The organism is Rubellimicrobium mesophilum DSM 19309 (assembly GCF_000600335.2).
GTDB lineage: Bacteria > Pseudomonadota > Alphaproteobacteria > Rhodobacterales > Rhodobacteraceae > Rubellimicrobium > Rubellimicrobium mesophilum.
Genome location: NZ_KK088589.1, coordinates 1 through 12,734, shown reverse-complemented (window position 1 = coordinate 12,734; position 12,734 = coordinate 1). Strand labels below are relative to the sequence as shown.

At 71.3% G+C, this 12,734-nt stretch carries 12 protein-coding genes; 10 read left to right on the top strand and 2 right to left on the bottom strand.

Translation table 11 applies throughout. From position 1 onward, the window contains the following. Positions 1-373: 373 nt before the first annotated feature. The 8 genes from ilvD to RUMESO_RS15680 all read left to right on the top strand — a co-directional run bounded on the left by ilvD (position 374) and on the right by RUMESO_RS15680 (position 9,800). On the top strand, positions 374-2,212 hold the full coding sequence (gene ilvD, locus RUMESO_RS15715; RefSeq protein WP_169791184.1) for a dihydroxy-acid dehydratase: 1,839 nt from the start codon (positions 374-376) through the stop codon (positions 2,210-2,212). A 260-nt stretch (positions 2,213-2,472) separates the two neighbouring features. Beyond that, on the top strand, positions 2,473-4,788 hold the full coding sequence (locus RUMESO_RS15710; RefSeq protein ID WP_037281487.1) for a Tex family protein: 2,316 nt from the start codon (positions 2,473-2,475) through the stop codon (positions 4,786-4,788). A 250-nt stretch (positions 4,789-5,038) separates the two neighbouring features. Beyond that, a complete protein-coding gene (locus RUMESO_RS15705; RefSeq protein WP_037281486.1) occupies positions 5,039-6,316 on the top strand; it encodes a DUF3422 family protein in 1,278 nt (425 codons plus the stop codon). 136 nt (positions 6,317-6,452) lie between these two features. Then, the gene (gene gfa / locus RUMESO_RS15700; RefSeq protein ID WP_037281485.1) at positions 6,453-7,049 is read left to right on the top strand and encodes an S-(hydroxymethyl)glutathione synthase; all 597 of its coding nucleotides are present in this window, start codon (positions 6,453-6,455) and stop codon (positions 7,047-7,049) included. 536 nt (positions 7,050-7,585) lie between these two features. Beyond that, entirely contained in the window at positions 7,586-8,416 is an 831-nt protein-coding gene (gene fghA, locus RUMESO_RS15695) for an S-formylglutathione hydrolase (protein WP_037281484.1), read from the top strand. 114 nt (positions 8,417-8,530) lie between these two features. Next, positions 8,531-8,731, top strand: a complete 201-nt coding sequence (locus tag RUMESO_RS15690; protein WP_037281483.1) for a hypothetical protein — start codon at positions 8,531-8,533, stop codon at positions 8,729-8,731. A 77-nt stretch (positions 8,732-8,808) separates the two neighbouring features. After that, complete coding sequence (locus tag RUMESO_RS15685; protein WP_051521383.1) at positions 8,809-9,453, top strand: hypothetical protein; 645 nt, start codon at positions 8,809-8,811, stop codon at positions 9,451-9,453. After that, positions 9,450-9,800: a hypothetical protein gene (locus RUMESO_RS15680; RefSeq protein WP_037281482.1), complete on the top strand. Its 351-nt coding sequence runs from the start codon at positions 9,450-9,452 to the stop codon at positions 9,798-9,800. The genes RUMESO_RS15685 and RUMESO_RS15680 overlap by 4 nt, the downstream gene beginning before the upstream one ends. A gap of 15 nt (positions 9,801-9,815) precedes the next feature. Here RUMESO_RS15680 and RUMESO_RS15675 read toward each other — a convergent pair whose 3' ends face one another. Next, positions 9,816-10,607 carry a quinoprotein dehydrogenase-associated SoxYZ-like carrier gene (locus RUMESO_RS15675; RefSeq protein ID WP_037281481.1) on the bottom strand — a complete coding sequence of 264 codons (792 nt, stop codon included), beginning with the start codon at positions 10,605-10,607 and terminating at the stop codon, positions 9,816-9,818. An 85-nt stretch (positions 10,608-10,692) separates the two neighbouring features. Between RUMESO_RS15675 and RUMESO_RS15670 the strand changes: the two genes are divergently transcribed. After that, positions 10,693-11,724, top strand: coding sequence for a quinoprotein relay system zinc metallohydrolase 2 (locus tag RUMESO_RS15670; RefSeq protein ID WP_037281480.1), 1,032 nt, complete (start codon positions 10,693-10,695; stop codon positions 11,722-11,724). Between the two features lie 10 nt (positions 11,725-11,734). Here the strand turns inward: RUMESO_RS15670 and RUMESO_RS15665 are convergent, their stop codons facing one another. After that, positions 11,735-12,343, bottom strand: coding sequence for a hypothetical protein (locus tag RUMESO_RS15665; protein WP_037281479.1), 609 nt, complete (start codon positions 12,341-12,343; stop codon positions 11,735-11,737). Positions 12,344-12,461: 118 nt separating this feature from the next. On the opposite strand from RUMESO_RS15665, the gene RUMESO_RS15660 reads away from it, so the two are divergent. After that, positions 12,462-12,734: alcohol dehydrogenase catalytic domain-containing protein (locus RUMESO_RS15660; RefSeq protein WP_156362973.1), on the top strand; the 273-nt coding region annotated here is incomplete at its 3' end.

Genomic DNA, 12,734 nt, shown 5'->3' with positions numbered 1-12,734 from the left:
GCCCAAGTCGATCCCAGGCGACGAGGGCTCCGTTCTTGAGGCCCCGACGGCGCGGGCGCCATTGGGCGGCAGGGGCGGTTCTTCCGTGTCGCGGCCCAGGTCTGCCGCCTTGTTCGCACCTGGCTCGCCGGGCGGCCGGCCGATCAAGGTCTGGCTGGCCGCAGGCAGAGGGGGACATGGTGCCCCAATTCGTGCCGTCAGGCAGAAGCATGATCCCTGGCAACGCTCCCGATGAGGGGCAGGCGCCTGTGCTGGAACCTCGGCGGGCCTCTTGCTCCCGATTTTCCCGATCCGCGCGACTTCGCGAGCCTTGAACCTTGCGGGTCCGCGGTCCATGCAGCGCAGGACCCTGTTACAGTCCGAGGCTTCACCCATGCCTGCCTATCGTTCCCGCACCACCACCCATGGCCGCAACATGGCCGGCGCCCGCGGCCTCTGGCGCGCGACGGGGATGAAGGACGAGGACTTCGGCAAGCCGATCATCGCGGTGGTCAACTCCTTCACGCAGTTCGTGCCCGGCCACGTCCACCTGAAGGACCTCGGGCAACTGGTGGCGCGCGAGATCGAGGCGGCGGGCGGCGTCGCCAAGGAGTTCAACACCATCGCGGTCGACGGGCATCGCCATGGGCCACGACGGGATGCTCACTACTCGCTCCCCTCGCGCGAGCTGATCGCCGACAGCGTCGAGTACATGGTCAACGCCCATTGCGCCGACGCGATGGTCTGCATCTCCAACTGCGACAAGATCACGCCCGGGATGCTGATGGCGGCGATGCGACTGAACATGCCCGTGGTGTTCGTGTCGGGCGGCCCGATGGAGGCCGGGAAGGTCGTCCTCAAGGGCAAGGAAGTGGCGCTCGACCTCGTGGACGCGATGGTCGCCGCCGCCGACGACGCGGTGACCGACGAGGAGGTCCAGCAGATCGAGCGCTCGGCCTGCCCGACCTGCGGGTCCTGCTCGGGGATGTTCACGGCGAACTCGATGAACTGCCTGACCGAGGCGCTGGGCCTGTCGCTGCCGGGGAACGGCTCCACGCTCGCCACCCATGCCGACCGCAAGCGGCTCTTCGTGGAGGCGGGGCACCTCGTCGTGGACCTCGCGCGCCGCTACTACGAGCAGAACGACGAGACGGTGCTGCCCCGCTCCATCGCCACCAAGGAGGCGTTCGAGAACGCCATGGCGCTCGACATCGCGATGGGCGGCTCCACGAACACCGTGCTGCACATCCTCGCCGCCGCGCACGAGGGCGACGTGGACTTCGGCATGGAGGACATCGACCGGCTGTCACGCCGCGTGCCCTGCCTCTGCAAGGTCGCGCCGGCCAAGGCGGACGTCCACATGGAGGACGTGCACCGTGCGGGCGGCATCCCTGCGATCCTGGGCCAGCTCGACGCGGCGGGGCTGCTGCACCGCGAGGTGCCGACGGTCCACGCGCGCAGCCTCGGCGCGGCCATCGACCAGTGGGACATCTCGCGCACCAACCACGACTCGGTGCGGACCTTCTTCCGCGCGGCGCCGGGCGGGGTGGCCACGACCGAGGCCTTCAGCCAGGACCGTCGCTGGAAGGAGCTCGACCTCGACCGGCAGAAGGGAGCCATCCGCGACGCCGAGCACGCCTTCTCCAAGGACGGAGGCCTCGCGGTGCTGGCGGGCAATCTCGCGCCCGAGGGCTGCATCGTGAAGACGGCGGGCGTGGACGAGTCCATCCTCGTGTTCTCCGGGCCCGCACGGGTGTTCGAATCGCAGAACGCCGCCGTCGAGGCGATCCTCTCGAACCGCATCCAGGCCGGCGACGTGGTGGTGATCCGCTACGAAGGCCCGAAGGGCGGGCCGGGAATGCAGGAAATGCTGTATCCGACGAGCTACCTGAAATCGAAGGGCCTGGGAAAGGCCTGCGCGCTCATCACCGACGGGCGCTTCTCGGGCGGCACCTCGGGGCTCTCCATCGGGCACGTCTCGCCCGAGGCAGCCTCGGGCGGGACCATCGGCCTCGTCCGCGAGGGCGACCGGGTCGAGATCGACATCCCCGGGCGGACCATCACCCTTGCCGTGCCCGAGGCGGAACTGGCCCGGCGGCGGGCCGAGCAGGACGCCAAGGGCTGGCGGCCGGCCGCGCCGCGCGCCCGCAAGGTCAGCACGGCCCTCAAGGCCTATGCGATGCTCGCCACCTCCGCCGCGCAGGGCGCCGTGAGGAAACTGCCGGAAGAGTGAGCTTCCCAGCTACTCCCTTCGGGTCACCGATCCTGGGGGAAGCGTAAGCGACTGCTCCGGCCTGAAGCCCCGAAGCATGACGGCATGGCGCCGCCGGCCATGGGTCGGCCGCGCCCGGCCCGCCATCTCGGACAATGGGTCTTGTCGCGACAGCGCGGCAGCCACCGTGCCACGTCCAGCCTACGGCCCGGGACTTGGCCCCGCTGCCCGCCGACGGTATTGCTGCAGCCCGTCTTCCATGCCTGTCAGCAGGACACCCCATGAGCCCCGACATCGACCGCCGCATCCCTCACCTCATCGCCGGCGAGATCGGCGCCGGGATCCCTCAGGTGGCTGCGGCCATCGCGCTTCTGGACGGGGGGGCGACGGTGCCGTTCATCGCCCGCTATCGCAAGGAGGTGACGGGCGGCCTCGACGACACGCAGCTTCGCACCCTCTCCGAGAGGCTGGCCTACCTGCGCGAGATGGAGGCCCGGCGGGCCGCCGTCGTGGCCTCCATCGTCGAGCAGGGGAAGATGACCGACGCGCTGGCCCAAACGCTCGCGAAGGCCTCGACCAAGGCGGAGATCGAGGACATCTACCTTCCCTACAAGCCCAAGCGCCGCACCAAGGCGATGATCGCGCGGGAGAACGGGCTGCAGCCGCTCCTCGAGTCCATCCTCGCCGACCGTGCCGCCGATCCGGCGGAGCTCGCCAAGGCCTACGTCACCGAGGCCGTGCCCGATGCCAAGGCCGCTCTGGAGGGCGCGCGGGACATCCTGGCCGAGGGCCTGTCCGAGAACGCCGAGCTCCTGGGCCGCCTGCGCGGGCACATGAAGCAGGTGGCGAGGCTTTCCGCCAAGGTCGTCGAGGGCAAGGAGGCCGAGGGCGCCAAGTTCTCGGACTACTTCGCCCATTCCGAGACCTGGGCGAACGCGCCGTCGCACCGGGCGCTCGCCATGTTGCGGGGGCGGAACGAGGGGGTGCTGGCGCTCGATCTGGAGGTCGATCCCGAGGCGCCGCGCGGCGAGAGCCCGGCGGAGCGGAGCTGCGCGTCGGCCCTGGACGTGCGGGGGACCGGGCCGGGCGACAAGTGGCTGCGCGAGGCGGCGAGCTGGGCCTGGCGGGTGAAGCTCAGGACCTCGCTCTCGATCGACCTGATGACCGAGCTGCGCGAGCGTGCCGAGGAGGAGGCGATCCGCGTCTTCGCCCGCAACCTCAAGGACCTGCTGCTGGCCGCGCCCGCCGGGGGCAAGGCGACCATGGGCCTCGACCCCGGAATTCGGACCGGCGTCAAGGTGGCGGTGGTGGATGCCACCGGCAAGGTCGTGGCGACCGACACGGTCTATCCGTTCCAGCCCAAGAACGACCTGCGAGGCGCGCAGGTGACGCTGGCGCAGCTCATCGCCCGGCACGGGGTCAAGCTCATCGCCATCGGCAACGGCACCGCAAGTCGCGAGACCGAGAGGATGGTGGCCGACCTGCTGGGCCACCTGCCGGGGACCGAGAAGCCCGTGAAGGTGATCGTGAGCGAGGCCGGGGCCTCGGTCTACTCCGCCTCGGAGCTGGCCGCGAAGGAGTTCCCGGACCTTGATGTCAGCTTGCGCGGCGCGGTCTCCATCGCCCGGCGCCTGCAGGACCCGCTGGCGGAGCTCGTCAAGATCGAGCCCAAGTCCATTGGCGTGGGCCAGTACCAGCACGACGTGGACCAGTCGCGCCTCGGCCGCTCGCTGGAGGCGGTGGTCGAGGACGCGGTGAACGCCGTGGGCGTGGACCTCAACACGGCCTCGGCGCCGCTGCTCGCGCGCGTCTCGGGCGTGGGGCCGTCGCTCGCGGGCGCCATCGTCGCGCACCGGGACCAGAACGGGCCCTTCCGCACGCGGCGGGACCTGCTGAAGGTCGCGCGCCTCGGCCCCAAGGCCTTCGAGCAGGCGGCGGGCTTCCTCCGCGTCCCCGGCGGGGACGAGCCGCTCGACGCCTCCTCGGTCCACCCCGAGGCCTACGAGGTCGCGCGGAAGATCGTGAAGGCTTGCGGTCGGGACATCCGCGCCCTGATGGGCGACGCGGCGGCGCTCAGGAAGGTGGACCCGCGCGCCTTCGTGGACGACCGCTTCGGCCTGCCCACCGTGAAGGACATCCTGGCGGAGCTGGAGAAGCCCGGCCGCGACCCCCGCCCCTCGTTCAGGACCGCCTCCTTTGCCGAGGGGGTGAACGAGATCAAGGACCTGAAGCCCGGGATGCTGCTCGAAGGCACCGTCACCAACGTCGCGGCCTTCGGGGCCTTCGTGGACATCGGCGTGCATCAGGACGGGCTCGTGCATGTCAGCCAGCTCGCCGACCGCTTCGTGAAGGACCCGCACGAGGTGGTGAAGGCCGGCGACGTGGTGCAGGTCCGCGTCGTGGAGGTGGACATGGCGAGGAAGCGCATCGGCCTTACCATGCGCAAGGACAGCGGCGAAGCGCGGGAACAGGCGCGCGAGAGGGGCGGGCCGAAGGATCGGGCGCCCGCGCGCGGACCGTCCCAAGCCTCGCCCAAGGGCGTCTCGTCGGACGGCAACGCCTTCGCCGACGCGCTCCGCGGCAAGTTCGGGCGTTGACGGAACGCGCCGTGCCGACGAGGGCCGAGCGTCGCGGGTTCCGGTCTGCGGGGCGGCCGGGCACCGAAGCTCCAGCCTGACGGGCGGCCTGCGGAGCCGTCGCGGCGACCGGGACGGAAGAGGTCGGCACGGGTCGCGCGTCGGCTCGTCTGTGTCCTGGGTGCTCGGGCACGTCCGGGGTTCGGGTGGCCGCCCCTGGCTCGGCGCGCGGACCATGCTAGCGTCGCCCCCGATCCTGACGGAGCGGACCATGACGGTGATCGCGGACCACCCGCTGCGCTACCAGCTCGCCAACGAGCTGCACGCGCGGCCCTTTCCGACGGCCGCCGCCCCCGGCTGGGCCGCGTTCCTGGCCCTGAAGCCGCCGGAGGAGGTCGCCCGCGACCGGCAGGCCGAGCGCGCCCACCTCCTGGACATCCTGGACCGCTTCGGCGCGCCCCATGCCCAGCCCGAGGCCACGCACTGGTACGGTCCCCTCGGGCGCCACTGGCTCAAGTGGGAGAGCCACACCGAGTTCGTGACCTACACGTTGCTGGGCGAGGGGCCGGGCGAGCGGCCCTTCGACCCGGCGCTGTTCGATGTCTTCCCCGCCGACTGGCTGGCGCGGGCGCCCGGCTCGCGCCTCACCTCGGCGCTGCTCCTCATCGAGCGGGCCGAGGACGACGAGGAGATCAAGGCCCGGACCGAAGGCTGGTTCGTCCGCGAGTCCCTGGCCATGAGCCGCATCCTCGACGACGAGCTCGTGGCGGCGTCCGACTTCCGGATCGACCCGGCGGGGCATATGCGCTTCGCGGTCCTCGCGCGCGCCGGCGTCAGCGAGCAGCGCCTGGGACGCGTGGTGCAGCGGCTCTGCGAGGTCGAGACCTACAAGGCGATGGCCATGCTGGGCTTCGCGCAGGCGCGGGCGCTGGCGCCCGAGCTGGCGGGCCTGGAGCGGCGCCTCACGGCGCTGGTGGCCGGGATGGCCGGGACCACGCGGGCCGAGGAGACGCTCCACGACCTGCTGGAGGTGTCCTCGGCGCTCGAGGGGCTGATCGCGCGGTCGAGCTTCCGCTTTCGCGCCACCGTGGCCTACGAGGCGATCGTCCTCCAGCGCATTGCGGCCCTGCGGGAGGAGCGGTTCGAGGGCCGGCAGACGCTGACCGAGTTCATGGCCCGTCGCTTCGATCCCGCCATGCGCACCGCCGCCGCGACGGAAACGCGCCTGCAGGCGCTGGCGGACCGGGCGATCCGGGCAGGGGACCTGCTGCGCACGCGCGTGGACGTGGAGCGGTCGGCGCAGAACCAGCGGCTCCTCGAGAGCATGGACCGGCGCGCCGACCTCGCGCTCCGGCTCCAGCACACGGTCGAGGGGCTGTCGGTGGTGGCGATCAGCTACTACGCGGTGGGCCTCACGCTCTACCTCCTAGGGCCGCTTGCGGAGGATGTCGGCAAGGCCCGGCTCGCCGCGGTGGTGACGCCGCTGGTGGTGTTGGCGACCTGGCTCGGGATCCGGCGGGTGCGGCGCGGGCTGGACGGCGGGCACTGAGGGGCCGAGCCGCCGGGCGGTCCGAATTTTTGCTGACAGCGAGCCGCCGCCCCGTGCTAGCCTTGGCGACGCGCCGCCCCCTCAACCCGGCGTGGTGGGCAGGCGGACATACCGCTTCAAGGGAGGAAGACAGGACATGGCCATCAATCTGCATCCGGCGCTCGACAACGGGATCGCCCCGACCTCCGAGAGCTTCAACGGCGGCGTGCTGGTGTGCAACTGCTCGGACCGGCCGGTGCGCGTGCGCATCGAGGGGCAGGTCGCGCACAACCACGCCTGCGGCTGCACCAAGTGCTGGAAGCCGGACGGGGCGATGCTGTCGATCGTCGCGGTGGCGCCCACGGACAAGGTGACGGTGCTGGAGAACGGCGACAAGCTGAAGGTCGTCGATCCGTCGGCGCTGATCCAGCGCTATGCCTGCACCGGATGCGGCGTCCACATGCATGGGCCGGTGGAGCGCGACCATCCCTTCAAGGGCCTGTCCTTCGTGCATCCCGAGCGCTTCGAGGGCAGGGGCTGGATGGCGCCGGGCTTCGCGGCCTTCGTGTCCTCGGTCATCGAGGCCGGCGTGGACCCGAACCAGATGGGCGAGGTGCGGGGACGCCTCAAGGAGATCGGGCTCGAGCCCTACGACTGCCTGAGCCCGGCGCTGATGGACTACATCGCAACCTGGACGGTCCAGCACCGGGCGCCCCAGTCGGCGGCGCAGCAGGCGGCGGCGGAGACGGCCTAAGCCTCACGGAGTCGCGTGGGGGTCGTCCGGGTGGGCGGCCCTTGACGCCGTTGGACGAGGCGCGCCCCGGCGCCTCGCCTGACACGAGCTTGCCGTCCTTGGGCGCGATCCGAGAGTGGCCGCGCGTGGGTGTCGCCTATCCCGCATCCGACCGGCTGGCCCACTGTTCCGAGCGGCCGATCCGTCGGGCGGCGGTGGTTCCCCCATCTGGCGGATTCCGGCGGGTGAGCCCGCGCGGGGCAGGGGGCGGCGCTCCGCGACGGGCGAACTCGGATCGAGGCGATCCGGGCTCCTGACGGCGGAGGCGTCGGACGGAGCAGACCGAAGGCGCACCTTCCCCCTCCTACGGCGAGGGGCCTGGCGGGGCCTTGCGCCTTTCGGGGTGGCTGCCCCGATTCGCGGTGTTCTCAGGCTAGCGCTGGAAGATTAACATCAGGTTAAGCGCGGCTGCGCCGCGCAGCGCGGTCGAAACGGGTTCATTCCTCCGCCTGGATCGGCTAGCGAGACCGGAGCCGAGGAACAGGAGGGACGGACGCATGGAGCTGGTGTCGGACTGGGCTTCCCACGGAGGCCGGCAACTCGTGTGCAGGCACGCCTCGGAGGCGGCGGGTGGCGAGATGACCTTCGCGGTGTTCCTGCCGCCGGGGGCGGAGGAGGGGCCCAAGCCGATCCTCTGGTATCTCTCGGGCCTGACCTGCACCCATGCGAACGTCATGGAGAAGGGCGAGTATCGCCGCGCGGCGGCCGAGGCGGGGGTGATCGTGATCTGCCCCGACACCTCGCCCCGAGGCGACGCCGCCGACGACCCGGCCTACGACCTGGGGCAGGGCGCAGGCTTCTACTTCGACGCGACGCAGGCGCCCTGGGCCGGGCGCTACAACATGAAGACCTACGTGACGGAGGAGCTCCCGGCCCTGGTCGCGGCCGAGTTCCCGGCCGACATGGACCGGCAGGGCATCTTCGGCCATTCCATGGGCGGGCACGGGGCCCTGACGCTGGCGCTGGGGTTGCCGGGGCGGTTCCGCTCGGTCTCGGCCTTCGCGCCCATCGTGGCGCCGTCGCTGGTGCCCTGGGGGGAGAAGGCGCTTTCGGCCTATCTCGGCCCTGACCGCGCGGCCTGGCGGCGGCATGATGCTGTGGCGATGATCGAGGACGGCGGCCGGGTGGACGAGATCCTGGTGGACCAGGGCGAGGCGGACAGCTTCCTCGATCGCGAGCTGCGGCCCGAGCTGCTCGAACGGGCCTGCGCGGAGGCCGGCATCCCCCTGACGCTGCGGCGGCACCCGGGCTACGACCATTCCTATTACTTCATCTCCACCTTCATGGGGGATCACGTCAATTTCCATGCAGAGCGGCTCAGAAGGTAAGCGCCGCTGACCCTATCAGCTTTATTTGACCCGGTCGGTGCGACCGGTCGGGGGCAACTTTCCGGCGAGGTGATACGTGTCTGACGGCGAATCGCCCCCTGGAGCCCTCGTCCGATGATCGAACTGGCCTTCGTCGTCTGCCTGAGCGCCGCGCCCACCTCCTGCGAGGACAAGGCGCTGCAGTTTTCCGACATCACCCTGATGGCCTGCAACTTCGGGGCTCAGCCTCAACTGGCGAAGTGGGTGGACGAGCATCCCGGCTGGCAGATCCGGCGCTGGACCTGCCACCCGATCGAGCCCGGCCAAGACATCTGACCGTTCGAGCCGCGAGGCTGGACAGCGCCTTCGGCCGCGCTCTTTCCTCTCCCGACAACAGCCGTCGGGGGGGAGGCATGAAACGGATCGTCGCGCTTTCGCTGGGTCTGGCGCTTCTGGCCGGGGGTCCGCTCCACGCCGAGAGGGCCTTCGACCTCGTGTTCCGGTCGGGAACGCTGGACGGGCTGCCGGAGGGCACCGAGCTCCGCTACGACGCGGCGGGGCTGAGCGACGCGCAGGACCAGGACGCCTGGCGCGCCGTCGTCCTCGACCTGGGGCCCGAGAACAGCGCCCGCCTCTCGGGCCAGCCGGCGGAGGAGGCCGGCGCCGCGCGGCCCATCGGCAGCTTCGACTCGAGGATCGGCAACCCGGTGGCGATGATGTTCCTCGAGCAAACGGTGAACGGCGTCTCGGCGGCGACGGGCGGGAGCCCGTTCTACATCCGCAACCGCATCCGCGACGCGTTGGGCGGCCCGGGCGAGGTCGAGGCGGTGACCGCGACCTGGCAGGGGACGGCGGTCCCCGCCACCGAGGTCGCCCTGCGCCCCTTCGCGCAGGACGCCCACCGGGCCGAGCTGGGCGGCTTCGCGGACCTGGAGATCCGGGTCGTGGTCTCCGAGGCAGTGCCCGGCTGGTATCTCTCGATGAGCGCCGAGGCCCCGGCCGTCGCGGCGGCGGAGCCCTACGGGATCTCCCTTTCGCTCGCGGGGGTCGAACCGTGAAGGGCGCTGCGGTGGCGATGCTGGTCGGGCTGGCGGGGGGCGCGGCGCAGGCGCAGGATGCGGCGTCGCGGCTCAACGATTACCCGACATCGGCGCGGGCGGAATACGTCTTTGCCTGCATGGCCGTGAACGGCGAGAACCAGCGCTCGCTGGACCAGTGCTCCTGCTCGATCGACCAGATCGCGTCGATCCTGCCCTACGACGCCTACGTGGAGGCCGAGACGATCCTCGCGCTCCAGCAGACAAGCGGGGAAAGGGCGGGAATGTATCGCGACAACGCCTTCGTGCGGAGCCCCCTGGCCGACCTGCGGCGGGCGCAGGCCGAGGCGGAGATCCTCTGCTTCTAGGGCGGTGCGGCGCGCTCAGGCCGGCGGGGTCTTGGGCAGGGTCTGCTCGAAGACGTTGCCCTCGGTGTCCACGGCGCGCACCTGGAAGCCGGGGGCTCCGTTGTCCGTGTAGCGGAAGCGGAACACCGGGTTCTCGGAGATCGAGATGCCACCCGTCATGGTGAAGAGCATCTCGTCGCCCTGCCGCACCTCCAGCCGGTCGATGAAGTGCGCGGGAATCCAGAGCTGGGTGACCTGATCGCGCTGGAGGCCCGAGAACTGCGGATGGCGGATCATCACCTGCGCCTCGCGGCGGCCGTCCTCGGCCAGGCCGAACTCGCGCAGGCGCATCTCGCCCATCCCCGCGAGCGCGTCGCTGCTGCTCGCCGGGGCGGAACAGCCGCCCGAGGCCTTGACGAAGGCGCCGGCCATGAGCGCCTCGCCGGTCTCGGTGCGGGCGATGGCGCGCACGTCGGAATACTGGTTGATGCGGACGCGCAGCTCGAAGTCGAGCGGCATCATCGACTCGCCGAAGGTGATCTCGGCCGCGACGGGGGACGGGTTCTCGTCGATGACGAGGGTGAGGTCCTGGACCCAGGGCGCGCTCTCGGGCTGGACGAGGTGGATGGGCACGGTGGCTGCGTCCTCGGCCCGGGTGGGGGCCTGGAGGGCCAGCGCCTCGCCAGCCGGGACAGGGACGGCCCCCTTCAGGATGTCGGGGGCGAGGGCGTCCCAGGTCGGGCTGGGAGCGAGGGGGTTGGGCGCCTCCTGCGCCAGGGCGGCGGTCGAGAGGGCGACGAGGAGCGGAGCAAGGAGGAGTCGGGTCATGGCAGCCTCTCCCATGGGGACGGGTCTCGGCTATCCTAGATAGCACGCATGGCGCCCTGTCGAAACCGATGAGGAGGAACGGGACATGATCGACGTCCTGGCGCTGCTCTGCCTTCTCGACGCGCCGGGGGTCTGCGCCGCCCGCGTCGTGCCGGTCGGGGCGGCGACCTGCGCCGAGGCCGAGGCCGCCGCCGCGGTACGGCTGGACGCTTGGCGGAGGGACTACGACGTCACGGAGGTCCGTTGCGGGGCCCTCGGCGCGCCGCCGCTCCGGTTCGAGGAGGTCGCGCCCGGGCTCTTCGTGCATCGGGGGCAGGTGGCGCTGGCCGACGGCGCGAACGGAGGCGACATCGGCAACGTCGCCTTCATCGTGGGCGAGGAGGCGGTGGCGGTGATCGACTCGGGGGGCTCGCGGGCCTTGGGCGAGGCCGTCGTGGCGGCGGTCCGTGCCGCGACCGACCGCCCCATCCGCTATGCGATCCTGACGCATTATCACCCCGACCACGTCTTCGGCGCGACGGCGCTCTCGGACGCGGGGGCGCAGGTCCTGGCCCACGAGCGGTTCCCGCCGGCGCTCGGCGTGCGGGCGGACAGCTACCTGGAGCAGGGGCGGCGCCAGATCGGCGCGGCCTTCGTCGGGAGCGAGGCGCCGCGCCCGGATCGGACGGTCGCCACGACCGGGACGCTCGACCTCGGCGGGCGCGCTCTGGAGCTCCGCGCCTGGCCCTTGGCGCATAGCGAGGCGGACCTGACGGTGCTCGACAAGGCGACCGGGACGCTGATCGCGGGGGACCTGCTTGTCGACGGGCACCTGCCGACGCTCGACGGCTCGCTTCTCGGCTGGATGGAGGTGCTCGACGCGATGGAAGATTCGGGCGCGCGGCAGGCGGTGCCCGGGCATGGCGGCCCGCTCCTCCCCTGGCCGGAGGGGGATGCGGCCGAACGGCGCTACCTCGCGACGCTGGAGCGCGACGTGCGCGCGCTCCTCGCCGAAGGGGCGACGATCACCGAGTCGGTCGCCGCCGCCGCGCAGTCCGAGAGCGGAGCCTGGCTGCTCTTCGACGAGCACAATCCTCGGAACGCGACGGAGGCCTACACCGAGCTCGAATGGGAATGACGAGGGTGGCCTAGCCCGCCGACTTGAGCATCATCTGGGCCAGGGCATAGGCGCGCTGTTCGAGGAGGACGGGGGACTCGCAGACATAGGTCAGCGACTTGGCGCGGTCGCTGAACACGCGCAGGCGACCGTCGAGCTCGGCCTCGATGGCGTCGATCCGGTCGAAGTCCGGCTCCGGGTCGGCCTCCAGTCGCGACATCTCCGTCTGGAGCCGGTCGATCTCCCCGGCGAGCGCGTGCTGGTTGCGCGCGTAGCGATCGATGCCCGCGACGATGCGGGCGCGCTGGCGGTCGATGTGCTCGAAGGTGGCCTGGAAGAGGCGGCCGTAATCGTCGGGGCCGAAGTCGGGGTGGTCCGCGGCGACCTCGCCCAGAAGCTCCCGGGCCCGGTCCTCCGAGACCCGCCGAAGGGCGAGCTGGGCCGCGATGTCCTCCAGGTCATCCGGCAGCGGCTCGACGTCCTCGGGCAGGGGGAGCGGCCACATCACGCCGATCGAGAGATGCTCGACCTTGCGCTGGATGCAGGGCCAGTCGGGATCGCCCGGGTCCTGCGCGCGGAGCGGAGCTCCGGCCCCGATCAGGACCAGACCCAGAAGTGCCGCCCTGGAAATGTTGGACATCGGTCCCCTCCGCTTTTTTCCGCCTGTTCGGTTTGACAGCCTAGGATTGAAAAATACATCGCTCACAGGAATTGCCACGAGAGGTCGGTGCCACGACCCAAGGGCGGGGAGGATGATGATGCGCACGCGTGCTGCCGTGGCTCTTCGGGCTGGGGCTCCGCTGGAGATCATGGACGTGAACCTGGAGGGTCCGCGGGCCGGGGAGGTTCTGGTGGAGGTCCGGGCGACGGGGATCTGCCACACCGACGAGTTCACGCTGTCGGGGGCGGACCCGGAGGGGCTGTTTCCGGCGATCCTGGGCCACGAGGGGGCGGGGGTGGTGCTGGAGGTCGGCCCCGGGGTGACGAGCGTGAAGCCCGGCGACCACGTGATCCCGCTCTACACGCCGGAG

Coding starts and splice junctions, on each gene's coding strand:
- RUMESO_RS15705 (WP_037281486.1), top strand. CDS start 5,039: ATGACGGTGATCGCGGACCACCCGCTGCGCTACCAGCTCGCCAACGAG.
- ilvD (WP_169791184.1), top strand. CDS start 374: ATGCCTGCCTATCGTTCCCGCACCACCACCCATGGCCGCAACATGGCC.
- gfa (WP_037281485.1), top strand. CDS start 6,453: ATGGCCATCAATCTGCATCCGGCGCTCGACAACGGGATCGCCCCGACC.
- RUMESO_RS15675 (WP_037281481.1), bottom strand. CDS start 10,607: ATGACCCGACTCCTCCTTGCTCCGCTCCTCGTCGCCCTCTCGACCGCC.
- RUMESO_RS15685 (WP_051521383.1), top strand. CDS start 8,809: ATGAAACGGATCGTCGCGCTTTCGCTGGGTCTGGCGCTTCTGGCCGGG.
- RUMESO_RS15665 (WP_037281479.1), bottom strand. CDS start 12,343: ATGTCCAACATTTCCAGGGCGGCACTTCTGGGTCTGGTCCTGATCGGG.
- RUMESO_RS15690 (WP_037281483.1), top strand. CDS start 8,531: ATGATCGAACTGGCCTTCGTCGTCTGCCTGAGCGCCGCGCCCACCTCC.
- fghA (WP_037281484.1), top strand. CDS start 7,586: ATGGAGCTGGTGTCGGACTGGGCTTCCCACGGAGGCCGGCAACTCGTG.
- RUMESO_RS15670 (WP_037281480.1), top strand. CDS start 10,693: ATGATCGACGTCCTGGCGCTGCTCTGCCTTCTCGACGCGCCGGGGGTC.
- RUMESO_RS15710 (WP_037281487.1), top strand. CDS start 2,473: ATGAGCCCCGACATCGACCGCCGCATCCCTCACCTCATCGCCGGCGAG.